15 protein-coding genes are annotated in these 21,693 nt (G+C 72.2%); 4 read left to right on the top strand and 11 right to left on the bottom strand.

Annotation, left to right across the window (positions count from 1 at the left end):
- Positions 1 to 54 precede the first annotated feature (54 nt).
- From BM013_RS34440 to BM013_RS34425, 4 genes are all read left to right on the top strand, one after another.
- Positions 55 to 1,080, top strand: a complete 1,026-nt coding sequence (locus tag BM013_RS34440; RefSeq protein WP_093133630.1) for a glycosyltransferase family 2 protein — start codon at positions 55 to 57, stop codon at positions 1,078 to 1,080.
- A gap of 62 nt (positions 1,081 to 1,142) precedes the next feature.
- The gene (locus BM013_RS34435) at positions 1,143 to 2,159 is read left to right on the top strand and encodes a hypothetical protein (RefSeq protein WP_256221826.1); all 1,017 of its coding nucleotides are present in this window, start codon (positions 1,143 to 1,145) and stop codon (positions 2,157 to 2,159) included.
- The gene (locus BM013_RS34430) at positions 2,149 to 2,907 is read left to right on the top strand and encodes a hypothetical protein (protein ID WP_093133628.1); all 759 of its coding nucleotides are present in this window, start codon (positions 2,149 to 2,151) and stop codon (positions 2,905 to 2,907) included. Before BM013_RS34435 ends, BM013_RS34430 begins: the two co-directional genes overlap by 11 nt.
- A 3-nt stretch (positions 2,908 to 2,910) precedes the next feature.
- A complete protein-coding gene (locus tag BM013_RS34425; protein WP_093133626.1) occupies positions 2,911 to 4,026 on the top strand; it encodes a glycosyltransferase family protein in 1,116 nt (371 codons plus the stop codon).
- A gap of 37 nt (positions 4,027 to 4,063) precedes the next feature.
- Here the strand turns inward: BM013_RS34425 and BM013_RS34420 are convergent, their stop codons facing one another.
- From BM013_RS34420 to htpG, 11 genes are all read right to left on the bottom strand, one after another.
- On the bottom strand, positions 4,064 to 5,782 hold the full coding sequence (locus tag BM013_RS34420) for a hypothetical protein (RefSeq protein WP_093133624.1): 1,719 nt from the start codon (positions 5,780 to 5,782) through the stop codon (positions 4,064 to 4,066).
- Positions 5,783 to 5,923: 141 nt separating this feature from the next.
- Complete coding sequence (locus BM013_RS34415) at positions 5,924 to 6,928, bottom strand: Bug family tripartite tricarboxylate transporter substrate binding protein (protein ID WP_093133621.1); 1,005 nt, start codon at positions 6,926 to 6,928, stop codon at positions 5,924 to 5,926.
- 69 nt (positions 6,929 to 6,997) lie between these two features.
- Positions 6,998 to 8,218: a VWA domain-containing protein gene (locus BM013_RS34410; protein WP_093133619.1), complete on the bottom strand. Its 1,221-nt coding sequence runs from the start codon at positions 8,216 to 8,218 to the stop codon at positions 6,998 to 7,000.
- Positions 8,215 to 10,611 carry a DUF5682 family protein gene (locus tag BM013_RS34405; protein ID WP_093133616.1) on the bottom strand — a complete coding sequence of 799 codons (2,397 nt, stop codon included), beginning with the start codon at positions 10,609 to 10,611 and terminating at the stop codon, positions 8,215 to 8,217. The genes BM013_RS34410 and BM013_RS34405 overlap by 4 nt, the downstream gene beginning before the upstream one ends.
- 41 nt (positions 10,612 to 10,652) lie before the next feature.
- Positions 10,653 to 12,989: a tetratricopeptide repeat protein gene (locus tag BM013_RS34400; RefSeq protein ID WP_093133614.1), complete on the bottom strand. Its 2,337-nt coding sequence runs from the start codon at positions 12,987 to 12,989 to the stop codon at positions 10,653 to 10,655.
- 27 nt (positions 12,990 to 13,016) lie between these two features.
- Positions 13,017 to 14,894, bottom strand: coding sequence for an ATP-binding protein (locus BM013_RS34395; protein ID WP_143098442.1), 1,878 nt, complete (start codon positions 14,892 to 14,894; stop codon positions 13,017 to 13,019).
- A 14-nt stretch (positions 14,895 to 14,908) separates the two neighbouring features.
- Positions 14,909 to 15,988, bottom strand: a complete 1,080-nt coding sequence (locus BM013_RS34390) for an ATP-binding protein (protein ID WP_093133608.1) — start codon at positions 15,986 to 15,988, stop codon at positions 14,909 to 14,911.
- Positions 15,985 to 17,529, bottom strand: coding sequence for a DUF5691 domain-containing protein (locus BM013_RS34385; protein WP_093133605.1), 1,545 nt, complete (start codon positions 17,527 to 17,529; stop codon positions 15,985 to 15,987). Before BM013_RS34385 ends, BM013_RS34390 begins: the two co-directional genes overlap by 4 nt.
- The gene (locus tag BM013_RS34380; protein WP_093133603.1) at positions 17,526 to 18,911 is read right to left on the bottom strand and encodes an SWIM zinc finger family protein; all 1,386 of its coding nucleotides are present in this window, start codon (positions 18,909 to 18,911) and stop codon (positions 17,526 to 17,528) included. The genes BM013_RS34385 and BM013_RS34380 overlap by 4 nt, the downstream gene beginning before the upstream one ends.
- 52 nt (positions 18,912 to 18,963) lie before the next feature.
- On the bottom strand, positions 18,964 to 19,659 hold the full coding sequence (locus tag BM013_RS34375) for a hypothetical protein (RefSeq protein WP_093133601.1): 696 nt from the start codon (positions 19,657 to 19,659) through the stop codon (positions 18,964 to 18,966).
- Positions 19,656 to 21,692 carry a molecular chaperone HtpG gene (htpG, locus tag BM013_RS34370; protein ID WP_093133599.1) on the bottom strand — a complete coding sequence of 679 codons (2,037 nt, stop codon included), beginning with the start codon at positions 21,690 to 21,692 and terminating at the stop codon, positions 19,656 to 19,658. Before htpG ends, BM013_RS34375 begins: the two co-directional genes overlap by 4 nt.
- Between the last annotated feature and the right edge of the window lies 1 nt (position 21,693).

The raw sequence follows: 21,693 nt of genomic DNA, 5'->3' as shown, positions 1-21,693 counted from the left end.
TGCGATAAAAGCAGGATGGATTCTTTCAAAACCGTGTCCGGACAGGAAAATTCGATGATGCCCGATCAAGTTGCCGCGCGTTGCGCGCTGGTCCTGGAGACCAACAACCTGCGCGGCGGAGCGGACGCCGAGGCGAAGACGAGCACCAGCCTGCAGCGCCTGGTCGCCCTGCTGGCGCGGCAGAAGCTGCCGCTCACCACGCTGGCGCAAGTGGTCGTCACGCACGACGGCCTGAGCCCCGCCACCTGCGAGGCCGTGAGCCGGCTCGCGGGCCGCCCGGTGGACTTCGTGCGCATCGACCACAGCACCGGCTACTACGACGCCAAGAACGTCGGCTTCGAGGCCACCGACGCGCAGCGCTGCACGCACGTGGTGTTCGCCGACGCCGACTGCCTGCCCGACGACGACTGGCTGCTGCAGATGCTGCTGCCCTTCACCCGGGCCGATGCCCCCGCCGTGGTCGCCGGGCGCACCAGCTACGCGGCCAACGTGGTGGGCACCGCGCTGACCACCATCGACTTCATGTACTTCCCCAACGCGGACCACGCCGGCGCCACGAGCAACTTCTACGCGAACAACGTGGCCTTCCGCCGCGAGGTGTTCGCGCAGCACAGCTACCAGGCGCTGGACGGCGTGTACCGCGCGCACTGCCAGGTGCTGGGCATGCGGCTGAAGGCGGCCGGCGTGCCGATCCACTACGCCGCGCAGGCCCACACCGAGCACCGCCTGCCCGACACGCGCGCCGAGGCGCTCAAGCTGCGCTGGATGCGCGGGCAGGACACCTATTCGCTCACGCCGCACCTGCTGCGCAGCTACGTGTCGCCGCGCTGGCAATGGCTCGCCAGGAGCGGGCCGATCGGTCCGCTGGCCGTGCTGTTCACGCGCCTGGGCTTCAGCGTGAAGGCGCTCAACCACCAGGACCTGCCGCCGCTGCGCGGCCTGCGCTGGCTGGCCGGCGTGGCGCTGATCCTCGGCTTCTCGGCCGTCGACATGCTGGGCGCGTTCGCGCGCGGCATCGGCTGGCACACCACGGGCCGCACCAACGCGGACGCCCAGGCGCTCTCGTACCACAAGCCCTGAGCGCCGCACTGCGCCTGCTCCCGCTCCTTTTCCTTCCGTCAGAAGAACAACAAGACAAGACCATGCACATCCGCTCGTCCTTCATCGCCCGCCATCTTGCGATGGGTCTCGCGCTCGCGGGCGCCGCCACGCTGGCCCACTCAGCCAACGCCGCCGACTTCACCGGCCGCGGCGTCTTCAACTTCAAGTCCGAGGCCGGCTGTCCCTTCGCCGCGCTGGCGGGCACCGCCAACGACTGCAACCGCCTCGCGCTGGACGACCCCGAGACCCGCGCCGCGCTCGACGGCGCCGCGCACACCATCCGCTTCACCAACACGCGCAACTACGCGGAGAAAACCATCGTCGGCGACGTGCTGCTGCAGGGCTCGGGCCAGTCGCGCGGCGGCCAGCGCGTGCCGCTGACCTTCCATGCGCTGCTGAGCCGTTCGGGCAGCGACTGGTCGGTGAGCAGCCATGCGCACTCGCCCGTGGGCGGCGAGTTCAGCGACATCCGCATCGACCCGTACCAGGTGGTGGTGAACGAGGCGAACAATGCCGATCGCGTGGTGCTCTCGGCCGACCAGGTGGTGGAGGCGCTCGCCAAGCCCTCGCTGACCGCGCGGCTGGCCAACGTGCTGGTGCAGGTGGACGACAACCGCACCGACGGCGCCAAGGACGCCGACATCACCATCGGCCTGGGCCTGCGCAAGGCCTCGAAGTCGGTGGCGCGCGCGCGCTTCCGTGCGCCGGGCGCCAAGGGCCACGAGCTGGCCGCGGCCATGCAGCAGGGCAACTGGACGCTGGAGCTGCAGGCCCTGAGCGGCCAGATCCCGCGCCAGGTGGTGCAGCGCGACCTGTTCCTGTATGGGCTCGAATCGCAGTCGCTGCTGCAACCGCTGCTGCAGCGCGGCTTTCACAAGAACGAGAAGCTGGTGCTGGGCGCCGCCAACGCCAAGGGCTATGTGCGCTACGACGGCCAGCAGCGCGAGTTCGCGGGCGCCGACGCCGCGGCGCGCGCGTTCTTGCAGGACAGCTTCATCGGGCTGGTGCTGGGCTGGCAGCAACAGCAGCCCGTGAAGGCCAAGGCCGATGGCCGCTGAGGCCGCCACCGCAAGCGGTTTCGACTGCCTCGCGCCGCCCGCCCTGCGCGGCTGGCCCGCGCTGCAGTCGCGCCTGGTGCACCACGTCAAGCGTGCCGCGCTGCGCCAGCTGCATGCGAGCAACGCGGGCGAGATGCTGCTGCTGCGCTTCTACCTGGTGGGCGAGGAATCTTCCGAGCAGGCGCTGCAGCGCGAGCTGCGCATCGACCCGCCCGACTGGCTGGCGCGCCAGCTCGACCAGCACCTGGCCGACGAGCAGCTGCATGCGCGGCTGTTCGCGCAGGCCATCGTCGAGCGCGGCGGCAGCGCGCAGGCCGCCGCTTCGCCCGAGGAGGCGCCGCGGCCCGACTGGCTGAGCCGCCGCAAGCTCGCGCGCTGGCAGGCGATCATCCGCCGCCACGCGCCGCACTTCGCGCACGGCGGGCTGGTGCCGGCCTATGCCATCGGCCTGTCGGCCGAGCAGATGGCCTCGCGCATCCTGCAGCGCCACTGCGCGCTGATCGGTGCGCAACATGCATTGCACCCGCTGCTGGCGCGCGTGCTGGCCGACGAAGACCGTCACATCCGCCTGTGCACCCACACGCTGCAGCGCTGCGTGGCGCCGCCCGAGCAGGCGCGGCTGGCGCAGCTGATGCGCGAGGTGCGCGACACCGAGCGCGGCTTCGGCGTGACCGGCGCGCTGGGCATGTGGCTGGCCGGCGTGGCCCTGCGGCTGCGCCCCGGCGCGGCGCGGCCGGCACACGCCTGAGCGATGCCGCCGCGCATCCTCTACCTCGCGACCGCGGACGCGCGCGGCCACCTGATGCGCGCCCAGCTGCTCACGCACGCGCTGCGCGCGGCCGGCGCGCAGGTGCAGGTGCTCACCACCTCCGACGAAGGCGCGCGCTTCCTGGCCGGCTTCGGCATCGACGCGCCGGTGCTGTCGCGCCACTACGCGGTGCAGTTCGACGCGCAACAGAACATGCTGCGCCGCGAGACCGACCGCAACGTGGCGCACTACATGTTCCGCCCCGAACGCATGCTGCGCGACGTGTGGCGGCTGCGCGCGCAGTTCCGCGACGCCGACCTGGTGGTGAACGACTCGTTCCACCCCGCGCTGCTGCTCATGGGCTGGCTGCCGTTCTGGCGGCGCAAGGTGGTGCACGTGTACGGCGCGAGCCTGCGCCGCGCGCTGGAGACCAACTTCAAGGGGCGCATGCCGGGCGCCGTCGCCAGGCTGTTCGGCGGCATCGTCGCGTGGCAGATCGACCGCAGCCGCGCGCGCATCGAGCACGACTTCGCGTTCGGCGAGCCGCAGCACGACGGCCGTGGCCGGCACCGGCTGGCCACGCCGGTGGCGGTGGTGGATGCCGTCGACCGCGGCAACGCGGCGCGGCCCGTGGCCGCCGTGTACCTGAACCCGCACTTCGAAGACCCGGCGCTGGCCGACGGGCTGGAGCAAGGCCTGGCCGATGCGGGCGTGCCGGCGCACCTCGTCGGCGAAGGCTATGCCCATCGCACGCACTGGCACGCGCGCGACGAACACTGGATCGAGGCCGCGGCGCACAGCGCGTTCATCGTCTCGGCGCCGGGCATGGCGGCACTGTCGATTGCGGCGGTCTACCGCCGTCCGATCCTGCTGCTGCTGACCGACCAGCCCGAGCAGGCGATCAACGCGGGGCGCGCGGCGCAGCTCGGCCTGGCGCACCGCGTGGTGGTGTGGCGCGGCGATGCGCCGAAGTTCGCGCGGGCCGTGGCCGCGGCGGCTGGCGAGTTGCTGGCCTTGCCGGAGAGCGCCGCGAACTCCGCCGACGGGCGCCAGGGTGCGATCGACCGGCTGCAGCCTTGGGTCCAGCTGTTGTCCAGCCTTGCCGCGCGCGACGCATGAAGGGGTGAATTCGGGGCGCTTCACGCCGCCGCGCCACCTAGCCGGAAATCCCCCGCGCCGAATCGATCAAGGCCCGGAAGGCCCGCGTCATCGCGCGCACCGGATGCATCTCGGCCCAGGGCCTGGACGTTGCCTTCGGCGGCGCCGAGATCACGCCGCGCCCCATGCGCACGGACACCTGCAGTTTCCTCAGCGTGAAGCCCGGCCGCACGGCCATGCGCCGCAGGCCGCCGCGCGCGGTGTCCGCCACGGCGAACTGCAGCACCAGGCATTTGCGCCCCGCCGACGGCTCGATCTCGAACACCACGCTGCGCCTTCGCGCGCCCGTGCCGCGCTGGTCCGGCAGCACCATGCCGTCGAACAGCGCGAGCACGCTGGTGGTCTTGGCGTTGCTGCGGCAGTCGATGCGCACCTCCAGCCGGTAGGGCTGCTGGTGCCCGCGCGCGGCCGGCTGCGACAGTGAGGTCTGCGAAGGCAACGAAGGCAACGGAATGACGAGGCAGGCCAGCTCGCCCTCGCTGCGCGCGCCCTCGCCGTCGAAGCCCGTCCAACCGTGGCTGAGCCAGCCCATCGCGGGGCTGCCGGGATGGAACAGGTAGGGCCGGCCCGTCTGCAGCTCGGCCACCTCGGGCAGGCCCCGGGCCTGGTCGTCGAGGCCCCAGCGCGTGAGAAAGGCCTTGTCGATGGCCGCCGCGGGCCAGGCCGACAGGCCCGGCGCGGCATGCATGGCCTGCACCGTTCGAGCGATGCCGTTGCCGCACACCGCCGCCATGCAGTCCACCGACCCCAGCGACGCACCGACCGGGATCCAGCCCGAGCAGGACGGCGGCAGCTGCGCCGGCGCATTGCGGTCGGCATGGATCAGCGCGTGCGCCGGCTTGCGGAAGTAGCGCGCCTCGGTCAGCACGCTCGAGGACAGGCTGGCCGCGAAGTGCACGTTGGCGGCCGACAGCAGCGCGTAGCTGTTCTCGTGCGTCCACGCCACGTTGGGAATGGCGCGCGCGATCGGGGCGAGGTCGTGCAGCGCGGGTTCGTAGGGGTGCGGCTTGACCACCAGCAGGTCGACGCCGCGGGCCAGCTCGCGCAGCGGCGCGATCACGCTCGCCGGGTGCATGGTGCGCCCGCCGCTCACCAGCGACAGGTCGACCAGGCTCTGGCCGAAGAACAGGCCCACGCGCAGGCGCGGGTCGAACAGCGCCGCCGCGCCGTGCCGCGCGAAGCGGCCCTTGAGCGCGCTCGCATGGTTCCAGAACAGCTCTTCGTCCACCCGGCGCGCCAGCAGCGCGGCCTCGATCACGGGGTCGTTGGTGCGCGCGCAGAAATGCAGGTGCTCGGTGAAGCGGCGCGGATCGATCTCGATGTCGAGGTAGCTCGCGCCCGCGCGGTCGATGCAGCGCTGCAGCGCCGGCGTGAGCCCCCAGCCGATGACCAGGCAGCCCGGCTCGAACAGCGGCAGGCCGTCCCGCCCATCCCGCCCGGACAGCCCGGCCAGCGGCGCCAGGTCGGCGATGCAGGCGCGCGCCCAGCCCGCCGGCGTGCAGGGCAGCTCCAGCCGGGCCATGAGGCGCGCCACGTCGATGCGCCCGCCTTCGGACAGCGGCGCGATCTCGCGCATCGGCAACTCGAGCCGGCCCAGCGCGGCGTCGAAGAAGGCGCGCAGGAACCGGCGGTTGGCGACGTGGTACTGGAGCCCGTTGGCGGGGGAGCGGAAGAAGTCGTCCGCAAAAATGACGTGGTGGAACCGGCGAGTGGTCATCGGTTTCGGGAGGATCGGGCTGCCCGTTGCAGACCGTCCCGCCGACCTTTCCTGAGCGATGCGCCAATCTAGGCAGCCACTCTTAGCGCCGAATGAGAGCGGCGCGGCGTGCGCGCAAAGTTGCCGTAAAGGCCGGCCCGGTCAATCCAGGATCAGGTTCAGGTCGCGGATCAGCGGATGCCAGCGCGCCGACTCGCCCTGCAGCAGCGCCGCGAACTGCGCGGGCGCATCGCCCACGGGCTCGACGCCGAACTCGGCCAGCTTGCGCTGCACGGCCGGCGCATGGATGGCGCTGGCCACCGACTGCTGCAGCCGCATCACCACCTCGCCGGGCGTGCTCGCGGGCACCACCAGCCCCATGAGCGCGGCGGCCTCCACGCGCGGCATGCCGAGCTCGGCGAAGGCCGGCACGCCCGGCAGTTCCGCCAGCCGCGTGGGGTGCGCCACCGCCAGCGGGCGCAGCTTGCCGCCCTGGATGAAGCGGCGCGACGCCGCCAGGTCGCACATCAGCACGGGCAGCTGGCCGCCGGCCACGTCGGCCAGCGCGGGCGCGGCGCCGCGGTAGGGCACGTGCACCATCTCCAGGCCGGCCTCGCGCTCGAGCAGCGCCATGGCCAGGTGCTGCGGGCTGCCGGTGCCGGCCGAGGCGAAGCTGACCTTGCCCGGAAAGGCGCGTGCGTCCTCGATGAAGGCGCGCGCGTCCTTCACGCCGCTGGACGGGCCCACCAGCAGCACCATCGGCAGCCGGCCCAGCAGGGTGACGGGCGCGAAGTCGCGCGAGGGGTTGTAGCTGAGGTTGCGGTACAGCGCGGGGTTGAACACCAGCGTGCCGTTGTCGGCCGACAGCAGCGTGTAGCCGTCGGCCGGGGCACGCGCGGCCTCGATGGCGCCCAGCGCGGTGTTGCCGCCCGCGCGGTTCTCGATGGCCACCGGCTGGCCCGCGTCGAGCGCGAGCTGCGCGCCGATGGTGCGCGCGACGATGTCGGCGCCGGCGCCCGCGGGGTACGGCACGATCCAGCGGATGGGCCTGGCCGGATAGCCAGACTGCGCCGACTGCGCCGGTTGAGGCCTTGCCGCGCGGGGCAGCCCCAGGGCCGCCAGGGCGGCCATGGCCAGGAGTTGCAGCAGCAGCGGTCGGCGGGTCATGGGCGACGGTCTCCGAGGGAGCTTCCAGCCGACATGTTAGGCCGGGTTCGGGCCGTTGGCCCGCTCGCCTCAGGCCGCCCTGCTGGTCTTGAGGCCTTGGGCCGCCGCCCAGCCGGCCACGTCCTCGCGCTTGATGGCCGCGGCCATGAGGCCCGGAAAGGCGTCGGGCGTGCAGGCGAACGACGGCACGCCGAGCGCGGCCAGCTTGGCGGCCAGGTCGCGGTCGTAGGCGGGCGCGCCCTCGTCGCTGAGCGCCAGCAGCGCGATGAACTGCACGCCGGCCTCCACCAGTTCGTGGGCGCGGCGCAGCAGGCCGGCTTCCACGCCGCCTTCGTAGAGGTCGGAAATCAGGATCAGGATGGTGTTGCGCGGCTCGCGCACCAGGCCCTGGCAGTAGCCCACGGCGCCGTTGATGTCGGTGCCGCCGCCCAGCTGCACGCCGAACAGCAGGTCGACCGGGTCCTGCAGCTGTTCGGTCATGTCGACCACGGCGGTGTCGAACACCACCAGCTTGGTGGCCACGGCCGGCAGGCTGGCCATGACCGCGCCGAAGATGCTCGAGTACACGACCGAGGCCGCCATCGAGCCGCTCTGGTCGATGCACAGGATCACCTCGCGCTGCGGCTGGCGCGCCTTGCGGCCGTAGCCCACCAGCGTCTGCGGCACCACGGTGCGGTACTCGGGCTGCCAGTGGCGCAGGTTGGCGCGGATGGTGCGGTTCCAGTCGATCTCCGAATGGCGCGGGCGGCGGTTGCGCTGGCTGCGGTTGAGCGCGCCGCTCACGGCGCTGCGCATCGGCTCCTCGAGCTTCTTCATGAGCTCGTCGACCACCTTGCGCACCACGGCGCGCGCGGTGTCCCTGGTGCCGGCCGGGATCACGCTCGACAGCGCCACCAGGTTGGCCACCAGGTGCACGTCGGGCTGCGCGCTTTCGAGCATCTCGGGCTGCAGCAGCATCTGGCGCAGGTTGAGCCGCTCCATCGCGTCGCGCTGCATGACCTGCACGACCTGGCTCGGAAAGTACTTGCGGATGTCGCCGAGCCAGCGCGCCACGCTGGGCGCCGAATCGCCGCGGCCGCCGCGCTGGCCGCCCTTGCCCAGGCCCCGCTGGCTGTCGGCCTCGTAGAGCGCGGCCAGCGCCATGTCGATCTCGCGCACGCGGCCCTCGATGGCGCCGCAGCTGGGCGTGGCCTCGCTGCCGAGCACCAGGCGCCAGCGCTGCAGGCGCCCGGTGGGCGGCGGTGGTATCTCTTGTGCATCTTCTTCGGACGCGACGACGTTGGTGTTCATGCCTTCACCCCCAGCAGTTCCCGCAACAGCGGCAGCGCGAGCACCGCGCGTGATTCGTCCCAGTCGGCCGCGGCCGTGGCGACCGCCGCCGTGCCGCCCCCGGCCCCGCGCCTGGCGCGCTCGCCCAGCGCGCGCCGGTCGGCGCCAGAGAAGTCCGCGAAGCTGCGGCGCACCAGCGGCAGCACCTGCAGGAAGTGTTCTTCGCCCAGCGCCGACAGCCAGCTGTCGACCAGCGGCCACACGGCCTCGTCGTGCAGCAGCACCATCGCGTTGCGGTTGAGAAAGCCCTCGAGCCACGCGGCGGCCTCGGTCGGCGGCGCGCCGCTCGAGAGGTTGCGCGCGAGCTGCTGCGACGCGCCTTCGCTGTCGATCTGCGCATCGTCCAGCAGCAGCCGGCAGGCCACGCCGCGCAGCAGCGGCGCGGCGCTTTCACCGAAGGCGATGCCGCGCAGCGCGCTGCGCCATGCGGCGGTGGTTTCGTCGCCGTCGCGCAGGCGCACCGCGTCGTGCGCGGCAATGAGCCGGGTGCGCAGCGACTCGGCGGCCTCGGCGTCGAGCGCGCCGCAGGCAATGGGCAGGCCGATGGCGCCGCGCACGATGAGGCTGTCGAGCACGTGCGAGAGCAGCGCGCTGTCGGTCTGGCGCACGCTGCCGTAGCGGAACACGTTGGCCAGCGGCGGCACCGCGCCGATCAGCTGCACCGCGTCGCCGGTGAGCGCGGCGCGGTCTTCGAGCGCGCGGGTCACGGCCTGCACGGCCACGGGCAGGTCGGCCAGCAGCACGGTGTCGACCTGCTCGGCCAGCACGGTGAGCGAGGTCTCCCCGGCCAGCTTCTCCATCACGCGAGATGTGGCGGCATGCGCCACGGTCGCGCCGAAGCGGCTGGCCTCGATGATGCGCAGCGCGAACTCGGGCTGCCACTGCAGCTGCCACAGCTCGTGGAAGGTGCCGCGGCTCGACCGCTGGGCCGCGGTGGGCGCGCCCCACGGCAGGTCGAGCAGGCGCAGGCGGTGCAGCAGGTGGCTGCGCGCGAGGTCGTTGGGCTGGCGCAGGTCGAGGTCGAGCGTGCGCGCGGTGGCCTCGGGCTTCAGGCGCAGGCTCTTCTGCATCTGCTCGATGTCGCGCTGCAGCGGCACGGTCGGCACCTCGGCCGGCACCCGGCCCATGCGGTCGCCGACGGTGAGGCGCTCGCGGATCAAGGTGAGCGGCGCCTGCTCACCCATGCAGATCACGCTGCGCACCGCCTCGTCGAGCTCGGGCAGGCCGGGCGCGGGGCGCTCGCGCAGGGCCGCGAGCGTGTCGGCCAGGCGCGTGGCCTCGATGAGGTGGGCGGAGGAGCAGTCGAGGTCGTGCGCGCGCAGCAGCCGCGCGACGCGCGCGAGCCAGCCGGCGCTGCGGCCGCCAGCGTGTTGGCCCTGTTGGCCTTGCTGCCACAGGTGTTCGTACCAGCCGGGCGAATCGATGCCCGCGCCGTAGCCGCTGGCGCTGGTGAGGTGGCGGTAGGTCCACGGCACCCAGGTCGCGAGCACCTTGAGCTTGGGCAGGCCCTTGAGCAAGGCGGCGTCGGCCTTCGCGGTGGTGGCGCCTTGCAGCGCGGGCACATGCCATGCGCCGCAGACCACGGCGATGCGCTGATGGCCGGCCTTGACGGCCTCGCGGATGGCCTGGCGCATGAAGGCCTCGCGCAGCTGCTCGCGCTGCGCGGCGCGCGCACCGCGCCGGTCTTCGGGGGTTTCTGCGCGCACGGCCGCCATGGCTTCGGCAATGGCGCCGAACAGGTCCTCGCCGTCGCCGCGCTCCTCGACCATGTGGTTCCACCAGCTCTCGCCGTCGGCATGGCCGGCGGCGTGGGCGAGCCAGTCGAAGGGGTCGTCGGGGAAGGAACCGGCCACTTCGGCCGCTTCGGCTGCTTCGGTCTCGTCGGTCGCCTTCGCCACGGGCACTTCGCTGGCCGCGTCGTCGCCGAGCGGTGCACCGTTGTCCGGCTCGGTCTCCGCCACGCCGGCTGCTTCCGTTGCTTCGGCCGCTTTCGCTGCCTCGGCCTCCTCAGCCGCGCGCGCCGCCTGCTCGATCGCCATGCGGTGCGCCTGCGGCAAGTCGATGAAGCGCGTGGGCAGCCCGTGCGTCACGCCCCACCGCAGCGCCTGCCACTCGGGCGAGAACTCGGCGAACGGGTAGAAGGCCGCGAGCCCCGTGTCCTCGCTCGCATGGATCAGCATCGCGACCGGCGGCTGCAGGTCGGCATGCGCCATGAACGACAGCAGGCCCTCGCCCTCGGGCGGCCCCTCGACCAGGATGCAGTCGGGCTGCAGCGACTCGAAGGCGCGCAGCAGGCTGCGCGCGCAGCCGGGGCCGTGGTGGCGAATGCCGAAGTAGTGCAGCGGAGAGCCCATGTGTTTGCCAGTGCGTCAGAAGATGGGAAGAAGGCTTCGCCTCACAGGTCGTAGCGCGCTTCCATCGCCTCGTGCCACTCGGTCGGTTCGCCGGCGGCGCGGGCCAGTTCGCTCCAGCACAGCTGCAGGCCCTTGCACAGCACGGCCACGCGCGCGGCGATGACGCGCGGCGGCACGTCGGCCGGCGCGGTCACGGCGAGGTAGAGGCCGGGCAGGCCGCCTTCCTCGCCGTCCCCGTCTTCATCCCCGTCTTCATCGCCGCCGTCCTCGTCGCTCGCGTCGGGGTCGGTCACGCGGTAGTTGTCGTTGCTGTACTGCCAGGTGCTCCAGCCCTCTTCGCCGAGCGCGTCGCGCAGCGCGCTCACGCGCTCCTCGCCGGGGTGCACGCCGTCGATCATGTAGCTCGGGCCGTGGCCGCCCTTTTGCAGCACGTGCACGGGCTCGGTGAACACGCGCGTGTAGCTGCGCAGTTCTTCCTCGTCATCGGGCGGCTGCTCGGCCAGCTTGGGCTCGAACACCACCCAGTCGCCCAGGCGCTGCGCCAGCCCGCGCGGCGAAGGCTGCACGATGCGCGCGGTGGCCGGGCCGGTGCGGCGCGCGAGCACGTCGCGCTCGCGGCCGCTCTCGTCATGGCGCAGGTAGACCAGGCCCCAGTCTTCCTCGACGGCCTCGTCCTCCGGCGGGCCGGCCTCGAGCTCCATCTCGAGCGCGCGGGACTGGGCGCGCACCTCGGCCCACTGCTGCGCCGCGGTGGCGGCAATCAGCAGGTCCCAGCGCTGGTTGGGCGCGGGCGCCTCCTCGGCCTCGAGCACCTTGCGGCGCTGCGCCATGGCGGTGTCGAAGTCCTTCAGCTGCATGGCGGCATCGGCCCACAGGCGGCGCGTGGGCACGGCCTCGGGGTCGTGCTGCAGCACCTGCTCGACCAGCGGGCCGACCTGCGCATAGCGCGCCTCCTTGAAGGCCACGCGCGCGCGGTACCAGGCGGCCATGGCCGGCTGCGCGGCCTCGATGCGCCTGGCCTGCTCGTCGATGGCGCCCAGGTCGTCGGCGTTGAAGCACAGGCCGAACCAGTGGTTCTGCAGCGCCACCGATTGCGGCGCGGCCAGCACCATGGCCTGCAGCCGGGTGCGCGCCAGTTCGTGGCAGCCGTAGTTCGACAGGGCCGAGGCCAGCATCATCGCCAGGCCTTCGTCCTCGGGCAGCGCCTGGTGCGCCTGCTCGAGCCACTGGATCACGGTTTCGTTCGACAGCCCTTCGGCCTCGGGCGTGCGCAGCCAGCCCGGCAGTTCCTCGGGGCCGCGCGGCGCGCTCGGCACCGCGGCGCCCGCGAGCGCCTGCGCGGCCTTCTGCACGCTGTCGCCCGCGCCGAAGTCTTCGCGCAGCAGCGGCACGTGGTGGCGCGCGCGGGCCACGGCCTGGGCCGCCAGCCACGGCACCTGGCGCGCCAGCGCCAGCTCGGCCTGCGCGTTGGCAAGGTCGATCAGCAGGCGGTGGCTGCCGACGGTGTGCAGGTGCTCGACGGTGGTCCAGATCGCGTGGCCCAGCGCCGGCGTGTTGAGCTCGGGCAGCGCGCGCGCGGCCATGACGGCGGCGCGGCACCACGACACGTAGTCGGCCACCTCGATGTCCTCGAAGGCCGGCAGCAGATCCCAAGCGGCCTGCGGCTCGCCGGCCATGGCCAGCGCGCGGCAGCGCTGCAGCAGGCGGGCCGACTGCTCGCGGCGGTCGTCCTCGTCGGCGTCGTCTTCCGAGTCGTCGAGCAGCTTCAGTGCCGTTTGCGCGTCGCCCGCGGCCAGCCATTGCTCGACCTCGGTGGTGACGAACAGCGTGGTCACTTCCTCGCCGGCGCGGCGCTGCTGCTCGCGCTGGTCCTTCAGGTACAGCACGGCCTCGCGCGGCTGGCCCTGGTCGCCCATGGCGTTGGCGCGCTCGATGCTCAGGCAGCCGAAGCAGCCCCAGCTCGGGTCGATGCGCGCCAGCGTCTCGTCGCAGGCGGCCAGGCGTTCGTTGGCCCAGCCGGGGCCGTCGACGTTGGCATAGGTGGCCACCAGGTCCTGCGTGACGCACACGCTCTGCGGGCAGCCCTGGGTCTTCTCCTGGTGCGCGCCCTCGTAGGCGCTGACCACTTCGCCGAGCTGCACTTCGCCGTGGTGGCGCGCCACGCGCGAGGCGCACAGCCAGTGCTTGAAGTACACGTCGAGCCACGGAATGTCGAGGCCGCGCGCGGTGGCGAGCGCCTCGGGCACCAGCGCCTCGACCAGCGCATGGTTGCCCTGGAACTGCTGGTGCGGCACGTCGTGAATCAGGTAGGCCAGGCGCTGCTGGCCTTCTTCTTCCAGGCGGTCCGACAGGTCGTTGACCCAGGCAAAGCTGTCCATGTGGGGTGATCCTCTCTCTTTGGTTTTTTAGGAAGCCGCGGGCGGCGCGCAGAGCACGGCCACGGCCTGGCTGAAATCGCTCAACAGGTCGACCAGCGGCGGCTGGCCCTTCAGTTCCTCGCCGCCCGGCGCCATGATGGCCTTGAAGCTGCGCAGCAGCGCGACCGCGTGCGCGGGCACGGCACGGCCTTCGCGGTGGCTTTGCAGCAGCGCCTGGATGGCGGGGTTGTCCAGGTTCACGTACAGCCGCGCCGACACGCTCGCGTCGATGCGCTGCGTGAACGCGCGCGCCAGGCTCAGCGCGGCGCCGGCCATGCGCTTCTTCGCGTCGTCGGCATCGAGCCGCGCCTTCAGCTGCGCCTCGCGGTCTGGCACGGCGATCAGCGGCAGCTCGGGCGACAGGAAGCGCGCGGGCACCACCAGCTCGCCCCACGCGAGGTGCTCGCGCAGCCAGGCGAGCTCGCTCTCGGGCAGGTCGTCGGGGCGGAACATGCGGGCGTTGCCGGCGGCGGTGCCGATCTCGATGAGCTGCACGCCGCGCTCGCGCACGAACTGGCGCAGGAAGCCGGCCACGGCATAGCGGTCGCCGCGCGCCACGGGCACCTGCAGCGCGCGGAACAGCACGTCCTCGAAGCCGCCGCTCTGGCCCAGGCTCAGGTGGATGCGGCCTTCGCGCACCAGGCTGCGCACCGGCAGGTCGCCCTGGCTGGTGGGCAGGCGCACGGCGTCGGCCAGCATGCTGAAGAGCTCTTCCTCGCACAGGGCGGCGCCCAGCAGGGCCTCGTTGTGGCGCGTGAGCAGGCGGCTCCACGCGGGCGCCTGCGAGCGCGAGAGCTCGGCCAGCCCGCGGATGAGCGCGTCCTGGATGTGCGCGCGCGTGGCCTGGTAGGCACCGTCGCGCTGCAGGTCCTCGCGGCTCGCGGTGGGCGTGAGCGCGTTCGACTCGATCACCCCGCCGATGAAGCCGGCCCACACCGGCAGCAGGTCGCGCGCCTCGTCGTCCAGCAGCATGCCGCGCACGTACACGCTCAGGTGGCGGTTGTCGCTGGTGCCGTAGGTGGCGCCGTCCTGCACCCACAGCAGGCCGCGCGCGTCGCTGTCGCCCTCGGGCTCCACCGGAATCACGCAGATGGGCTCGAAGTGACGCTCCATGCGCGCGGCGAAGGCCATGCGCTGGCGCTGCAGCACCGTGGGGTGCACCACCACGCCGTCGGCGGTGGCGCGCCAGGGCGGCGGCTCGGCGTTGACGCATTCGTCGTCGAACCACAGCGGCTCGCGCAGCAGCGCGCAGTAGCGGCCCAGCACCTTCTTCAGCACGCCGGCCGAGCACAGGTGGTTGAAGTCGCTGCGCATCGCGAGATGAATCTCGGTGCCCACGGGCCGCGCGTCGATGGCCTGCACCACGTAGCGCCGGCCGTCCGACGAGCGGTAGCGCCAGCCTTCACCGGGCGACTGGTACGAGGTGCTGTTCACCAGCACTTGCTCGGCCACCACGAAGGCCGACAGAAAGCCCAGCCCGAAGAGGCCGATGAGCTCGTCGCTGCCTTCCTTCTGCGACGCGCGCAGCTGCCGCGTGTAGCCGTTGCCCAGCGTGGCCAGGTAGCGGTGCAGTTCGGGCTCGGTGAGGCCCGAGCCGTTGTCGCGAATGACGAGCGTCTGCGCGGCCTCGTCGGCCAGCACGTCGATGCGGCCGGGCTCGGTGAAGGTGGGGTCTTCGAGGCGGCGGCGCGAGATGGAGTCGTGCGCGTTCTGGATCAGCTCGCGCACGGCCACCACGGGCGTGGAGTACAGGTGCTTGGCGAGAACGTCGAACAGGCCGTCGAGGTGGACCTGGGTGGTCTGCAGCGCGGGGGCGGAGGGCGCGGAAGGTGTGGAAGGCGTGGGGATGGGAGAAATATCGGACATGCGGTGCGGCGGCTTCACAGTTGTTCCCTGCAGGCGCGGTACAGGTCCTTCCAGTCGGTGCGTTCCTTCACCACCGTCTCGAGGTATTCCTTCCACACCACCTGGTCCTGCACCGGGTCCTTGATGATCGCGCCGATCAGGCCCGAGGCCACGTCGGCCGAGCGCAGCACGCCGTCGCCGAAATGGCCGGCCAGCGCCATGCCGCTGTTGATGACCGAGATGGCCTCGGCGGTCGACAGCGTCGAGCTCGGCGACTTGATGCGCGTCTTGCCGTCCTCGGTCTGGCCGTTGCGCAGTTCGCGGAAGATCTGCACCACGCGGCGCACCTCCTGCAGCGCGGGCGGCTCGGCCGGCAGCGCGAGCGCGCGGCCGAGTTCGCCCACGCGCTTGACCACGATCTGCACCTCCTCGGCCTCGCTGGCCGGCACGGGCAGCACCACGGTGTTGAAGCGGCGCTTGAGCGCGCTCGACAGTTCGTTCACGCCCTTGTCGCGGTTGTTGGCGGTGGCGATCACCGAGAAGCCGCGCACGGCCTGCACCTCGCTGCCGAGCTCGGGAATGGGCAGCGTCTTTTCGGACAGCACGGTGATCAGCGTGTCCTGCACGTCGGCCGGGATGCGCGTGAGCTCTTCCACGCGCGCGATCTTGCCCAGGCGCATGGCGTGCACCAGCGGGCTGGGCACCAGCGCCTTGTCGGACGGGCCGTGGGCCAGCAGCTCGGCGTAGTTCCAGCCGTAGCGCAGCTGCTCTTCGCTGGTGCCGGCGGTGCCCTGGATCAGCATGGTCGAGTCGCCGCTGACGGCGGCCGACAGGTGCTCCGACACCCACGACTTGGCCGTGCCCGGCACGCCGTACAGCAGCAGCGCGCGGTCGGTGGCGAGCGTGGACACGGCGATTTCCATCAGGCGCGGGTTGCCGATGTACTTGGGGCTGACCTCGAAGCCGCTGGCCAGCTTGCCGCCCATCAGGTAGGTGAGCACGGCCCAGGGCGAGAGCTTCCAGTTGGCCGGGCGCTGGCGGTCGTCGACCTTCTGGAGCGCATCGAGTTCTTCGGCGAATTGCTGTTCGGCATGCTGGCGCAGGACATTGCTCATGGACGGCCTTGGGATGAAAGAGAAGATGAAAGCGTGTGGAACAGCTGGCGCGCGCGCACGATGCGCGCGGTGTCGGCCAGCGCGTTGCTTGTGCCCGGTGTTTCGTCGGCCGCGCGCGGCAGGTCGGCCAGCGTGTGCAGCGCCGACGGGTGCAGCAGCGCGGCCGCGCTGGTGAGCACCTGGCGCAGCATGTAGTCGTTGACCAGCGCGCCAGCCTCGACGCGCGCGCGCAATGCGGCGGCGAGCCTGGCGCAGAGTTCGGCCGACGGCGTGTCGCCGGGCGCGCAGGCCTGGTCGGCGAAGCCCACCACGTCGTGCAGGCCGTTGTCCGAGGTGCCGAGTTCGGCGATCCAGTGGCGCTCGCGCCGGCTGCGCGGCAGCAGCGCGAGCAGCTGGCCGACCCAGCCGCGCTGCGCGCGCGGGCGCTCGAGCATGGCGTCGCACCAGTCGAAGTCGGGCGCGGCGATGACGGCGTCGTTCCAGCCGCGCACCAGCGCGTCGTTCCAGTCGCCCTTGGCGGCCCAGTCGAGCAGCGCGGCGGGCGCCATGCCGGTGTGCGCGCTCCACCATGCGAGCGGCATCTGGCGCACGAGCTGGTAGAGCCACCACGCGCGCTCGCCCAGGCTGTCGTGCGTGGGGCGCGCGGGGTCGATGGCGTCGTCCTTCCAGCGTGCGTCGGCGGCCTCGGGCGCGTCGATGCGCCACGCGCCGCCGGCCTGCTTCAGCAGCGGCGACAGGAAGGCGGTGACGCGCTGCACGTGCGCGCTGGCGGGCAGGCGCTGCAGCAGCTCGACGGCGGCCTGGCGCACGTCACGTGCGCGGTCTTTGAGCTGCGCGTCGATCAACGCCTCGTCGTCGGGGCCGAGGTGCTCGGCGAGCACGGCGAGCAAGGTGGCGCGGTCTTTCGCGGGGAGCTGCTGCAGCTCGGCCGCGAGCCGCGCGCGGGCGCCCGCGGGATCGTCGCGGCGCTGCTCGGCCAGCACCGCGCGGCGCTGTTCGAGGCTGCCTTCGTCCCAGCGCGTCTGCGCATCGGCCTGCTCGCTGGCGCCGGCGGCGTAGCGCCAGTCGTCGTTGCGCGCGGCCAGCCACAGGCCGCGTTCGCCGAGCGCGGGAACCACGGCGCAGCGCAGCTCGGTGCTGCGGCGCCCGGCGTCGAGCGCGGTGGGCAGCAGGCTGTGCGGCAGGCGCAGGCCCGCGGCGGCCACGGCCGCCAGGGCTTCGTGCTGCAGGCGCAGCGGGCCGTTGTCGAGTGCATCGGCAATGGCCGCCTGCAGCGCGGGTTCCTCGAGTTCGGCGCGGTCGTCGGCGGTGGCGGCCGCGGCGTCGGAGGGCGAGAGGCTCGGCGCGATGAAACCGGCGCGGCGGCCGACGGCGACGGCGCCCGCGGCGCGCAGCAAGTGGCCTTGCGCGTGTTCCGGCAAGCCGCCTTGCAACGCCTGCAGCAGGCCGGCGAATTCGCCCGACATGCCTTCGCCCGCGGGCACGGGCTGGCGCGAGGTGCCGACCAGCGCGGCCTGCAGCAGGTGGTTCCAGTGGCTCATGCGCGCACTCCCGTCAATGTCCAGACCGGCGCGCTGCCCGCTGCCGAGTCCGCCGCCCATGCGGTGAGCGGCGCGAACTGCTCGCCGTCCCACTCGCCGAACACGCGCAAGGGCGCACCGCCCGAGTGCGCCATCAGTTGCCAGGCGTCCCGCGCGGCGAGCTGCATCGGCAGCGCCTGCGGCGCGGCGCCCAGGCGCAGCCACCAGCGCTCGCCGTCGCGGCTGGGCACGGCGTCGGCCCAGACCATCGGCAGCAGCGGCTGCCAGGGGTTGGCGGCGATCTGCTGCGCCATGCGCTGCCATTCGCCGGTGGCCTGCGCCGATGGCGCGGATGGCGCGGAAGGCGCGGAAGGCGCGGAAGGCGCGGCAGGTGCGGGCGCATCGGCCGGCAGTTCGGCCACCAGCGCGCGCTGCGAGGCATGGCCCGGGTAGAAGCACAGCACCGCCGCGCGCTCGCTGCCGCTGACCCAGCCGGTCTCGAAACCTCGGCCGCCGTGCGCGTAGTCGAGCAGCAGCGCGCGGCGCCCGCTGGCGCGGCCCTGCAGCCACACGTGGCGCTCGACCAGCTTGCCGTCGCGTTCGTCGGTGCACTGGCCCAGCACCAGCCAGTGGTCGCCGACGCGTTCGCCTTCGGCGAGCAGGGCCTCGCGGTCCTGCGGCCAGCCGAGCGCGGTGCGCAGGTCGGCCAGCGTGGCGGGCGAGAGCGACGCGCGGCGCGGCACCGCGTCGGCCATCAGCTGGAGCCGGCCGAGCCGGTCGAGCAGCCGCGCGGGCCAGCCTTCGCCCACGCCGATGAGTTCGGCCGCCTGCGTGATGCGCTGGCCGAGCCCCGGCGCCTGCGCGTCGACCATGCGCGCGGCCATCGCGCCCCAGGCCTGCTGCTGCTCGCTGCCCAGCGACGCCAGGCCGCGCTGCGTCTGGTCGTCGAGCCAGCGCGCGAGCTCCTGCACGCCGGCCTCGATGCGCGCCCAGCGCTGCGCGTCGCGCTTGGCCGCCGCGGCGGGATCGGGCGCGGCCGGCGGTTCGGCGGCGCGCGCTTCTTTCTTCTCGGCCTTCTCGCGGCGCGAGGCGAGCCATTCGGCCACCCACGGCGGCGGCTCGCCCCTGGTGAAGCTGGCCTCGCTCTGCGCGCGGATCAGCATCAGCGCGAGGCCGTGCTTGCAAGGGAACTTGCGGCTCGGGCAGGAGCAGCGGAACACCGGCCCCGAGAGGTCGACCTGCGTCTGGTACGGCTTGCTGCCGCTGCCCTGGCATTCGCCCCACACGGCCTCGTCGGAGAACGCGAGCGTGGGCCACTTGGCGGGCGCGACCAGGCCCTTGGCGGCCTTGGCCGACGAATCGTCGGGGGCGAGCGCCAGGACGGCTTCTGTGCTGAGACTCATCGGGACAGCCTCGCGCCGGTCCGCGGCGCGGATGATGGAAGGGGCGCGTCCATCAGGGCGCGACGGGGTTGCCAGGCGTGCCGGCTTCGCGGGCCGAAGCCGCGGCAGCAGCCACGGCCGGCGTACGGTAGGTGACGTTCACGGCGGGGGCCGCGGGCTCGGGCGGCGGGCGCGTGATCTTGACGAGCGGTGCTCTTGTCGCGGTTGCCGCACGGGTGCCGCGCGCCGCATTCGGCGAATTCGCCGTATTGGCCACTGCGGGGGCCGCGGGTGCCTGCGCAGAAGCCGCGGGCTCGATCGGTGTGAACGGCGCCGCGGGCGTCGAATAGCGCACGGGGGCGGGCCCCTGCGAGGGGGCCGCCGGAGCGGCTGCGGCCGTGGCCGTCGGCGCAACGACGGTGCCCGGCGCCACGGGCGCTGCAGCCACGATGCCCGCCGGCGCGGCCTTCGGGTCGTAGAGCACCGCGCCCTTGCTGATGCCGGTGGCCACCGGCCCCACGCCGACACCCACGCCGGCCGAGCCGGAGACCTGCCCGCCGTTGTTCACGGCCACGCCCGCGCCGAGCGGGCCGAAGCCGGTGTTCAGGCCGACGGAAAAATTGCCGTCCTTCGTGGCGCCCAGCCCCAGCGAGAGCCCGGGCACCAGCGGAATACCGACGTGGTAATGCGAGCAGCCGCCCGTCATCAGCAACAGCAGCCCCGCCGAAGCAAGGGCCGCACCACGGATGACGCGCGGCCGCGGGTTCACACCAGCAGCGCGTTCACGCGCCTCACGTAAGCGGCCGGGTCGGCCGGCAGGCCGCCTTCGGCCAGCAGCGCCTGGTCGAACAGGATGTTGGCCAGGTCGTCGAAATGCGCCGAGCCTTCGAGCTTCTTCACCAGCGGATGCTCGGCGTTCACCTCGAGCACGGGCTTGAGTTCGGGCGCGGGCTGGCCGGCCTGCTTGAGCATGCGCGCGAGCTGCGTGCTCATGCCGCCGTCCTGCACCACCAGGCAGGCGGGCGAGTCGACCAGGCGCGTGGTGACGCGCACGTCCTCGGCCTTGTCCTTCAGCGCTTCCTTGAGCTTCTCGAGCATCGGCTTGAACGACTCGGCGGCTTGCTCGGCGGCCTTCTTCTCGTCGTCGTCCTGCAGCTTGCCGAGGTCGACCGCGCCCTTGGCCACGCTTTGCAGCGGCGTGCCGTCGAACTCGTTGAGGTAGTTCAGCGCCCACTCGTCGACACGGTCGGTCATGAGCAGCACCTCGATGCCCTTCTTCTTGAAGACCTCGAGCTGCGGGCTGTTCCTGGCGGCGGCGAGCGTGTCGGCCGTGATGAAGTAGATCGCGTCCTGGTCTTCCTTCATGCGCGCCTTGTAGTCCGCGAAGCTCACGCTCACCGTGTCGGTGGTGGTGGAGGCGTAGCGCAGCAGCTTGGCGATGCGCTCGCGGTTGCCCATGTCCTCGCCCAGGCCTTCCTTGAGCACGGCGCCGAACTCGGCGTAGAACTTGGCGTACTTGCCCGAGTCGTCGGCCGCCGCAACGGCCGCTTCCGCGGCGGTCGGCGTGTTCTTGTCGACCACGTCGGTCACACCCGCGGTCGGCTCGGGCGTGGGCACCGATTCGCCGGAGCCCACGTCGATCTTGCCTTCTTGGCTCTCGGGGCCGGTCTTCTGCTTCTTCGCCAGGTCTTCCAGCATGCCCAGCACGCGCTTGGTGCTGCCTTCGCGGATGGCCTTCACGTCGCGGCTTTCCTGCAGCAGCTCGCGGCTCACGTTCAGCGGCAGGTCGGCCGAGTCGATCACGCCCTTCACGAAGCGCAAGTAGCTGGGCATCAGCGCCTCGGCGTCGTCCATGATGAAGACGCGCTTCACGTACAGCTTCACGCCCGCGCTCTTCTCGCGGTTCCACAGATCGAACGGGGCCTTGGCCGGGATGTACAGCAGCTGCGTGTACTCGGTGCTGCCTTCCACGCGGTTGTGGCTCCAGGCCAGCGGCGCCTCGTAGTCGTGGCTGATGCTCTTGTAGAACTCTTCGTACTGCTCGGTGCCGATGTCCTTCTTGGGACGGCTCCACAGGGCGTTGGCCTTGTTGACGGTTTCCCACTCGCCGGTCTTCACCATGTCGCCGGGCTGGTCGTTCTCGCCTTCCTTCCACTCTTCCTTTTCCATGAGGATGGGAAGCGAAATGTGGTCGGAGTACTTGCCCACGATCTGCTTGATCTTCCAGGCGTTGAGGTAGTCCTCGGCATCGTCGCGCAGGTGCAGCGTGATGCTGGTGCCGCGCTCGGCACGGGTGATGTCGGCCACATCGAAGTCGCCGGCGCCGCCGCTGGCCCAGCGCACGCCCTGCTCCGCGGGCAGGCCCGCGCGGCGCGATTCGACCGTGATGCGGTCGGCCACGATGAAGCCCGAATAGAAGCCCACGCCGAACTGGCCGATGAGCTGGGCGTCGGCCTTCTGGTCCCCGCTCAGCTTGCTCATGAAGTCCTTGGTACCACTTTTCGCGATGGTGCCGAGGTTGTCGATGGCTTCCTGGCGCGACAGGCCGATGCCCTTGTCCGTGATGGTGAGGGTGCGCGCGGCTTTGTCGAAGCTCAGGCGCACGTCGAGTTCGGGCTGGTCTTCGTACAGCTCGGGATGGTCGAGCGCCTCGAAGCGCAGCTTGTCGCACGCGTCCGATGCATTCGAGATCAGCTCGCGCAGGAAGATTTCCTTGTTCGAGTACAGCGCATGCGTGACCAGATGCAGCAGTTGCGCGACTTCGGCCTGGAACGGGAGTTTGGTATTGGAGGAATCAGCCATG

This window comes from Variovorax sp. OK605 (assembly GCF_900115445.1).
Taxonomy (GTDB): domain Bacteria; phylum Pseudomonadota; class Gammaproteobacteria; order Burkholderiales; family Burkholderiaceae_C; genus Variovorax.
Note: the sequence above shows the minus strand (reverse complement) of the source record. Positions and strands in the feature narration are given on the sequence as shown.

Coding starts and splice junctions, on each gene's coding strand:
- BM013_RS34440 (WP_093133630.1), top strand. CDS start 55: ATGATGCCCGATCAAGTTGCCGCGCGTTGCGCGCTGGTCCTGGAGACC.
- BM013_RS34435 (WP_256221826.1), top strand. CDS start 1,143: ATGCACATCCGCTCGTCCTTCATCGCCCGCCATCTTGCGATGGGTCTC.
- BM013_RS34430 (WP_093133628.1), top strand. CDS start 2,149: ATGGCCGCTGAGGCCGCCACCGCAAGCGGTTTCGACTGCCTCGCGCCG.
- BM013_RS34425 (WP_093133626.1), top strand. CDS start 2,911: ATGCCGCCGCGCATCCTCTACCTCGCGACCGCGGACGCGCGCGGCCAC.
- BM013_RS34420 (WP_093133624.1), bottom strand. CDS start 5,782: ATGACCACTCGCCGGTTCCACCACGTCATTTTTGCGGACGACTTCTTC.
- BM013_RS34415 (WP_093133621.1), bottom strand. CDS start 6,928: ATGACCCGCCGACCGCTGCTGCTGCAACTCCTGGCCATGGCCGCCCTG.
- BM013_RS34410 (WP_093133619.1), bottom strand. CDS start 8,218: ATGAACACCAACGTCGTCGCGTCCGAAGAAGATGCACAAGAGATACCA.
- BM013_RS34405 (WP_093133616.1), bottom strand. CDS start 10,611: ATGGGCTCTCCGCTGCACTACTTCGGCATTCGCCACCACGGCCCCGGC.
- BM013_RS34400 (WP_093133614.1), bottom strand. CDS start 12,989: ATGGACAGCTTTGCCTGGGTCAACGACCTGTCGGACCGCCTGGAAGAA.
- BM013_RS34395 (WP_143098442.1), bottom strand. CDS start 14,894: ATGTCCGATATTTCTCCCATCCCCACGCCTTCCACACCTTCCGCGCCC.
- BM013_RS34390 (WP_093133608.1), bottom strand. CDS start 15,988: ATGAGCAATGTCCTGCGCCAGCATGCCGAACAGCAATTCGCCGAAGAA.
- BM013_RS34385 (WP_093133605.1), bottom strand. CDS start 17,529: ATGAGCCACTGGAACCACCTGCTGCAGGCCGCGCTGGTCGGCACCTCG.
- BM013_RS34380 (WP_093133603.1), bottom strand. CDS start 18,911: ATGAGTCTCAGCACAGAAGCCGTCCTGGCGCTCGCCCCCGACGATTCG.
- htpG (WP_093133599.1), bottom strand. CDS start 21,692: ATGGCTGATTCCTCCAATACCAAACTCCCGTTCCAGGCCGAAGTCGCG.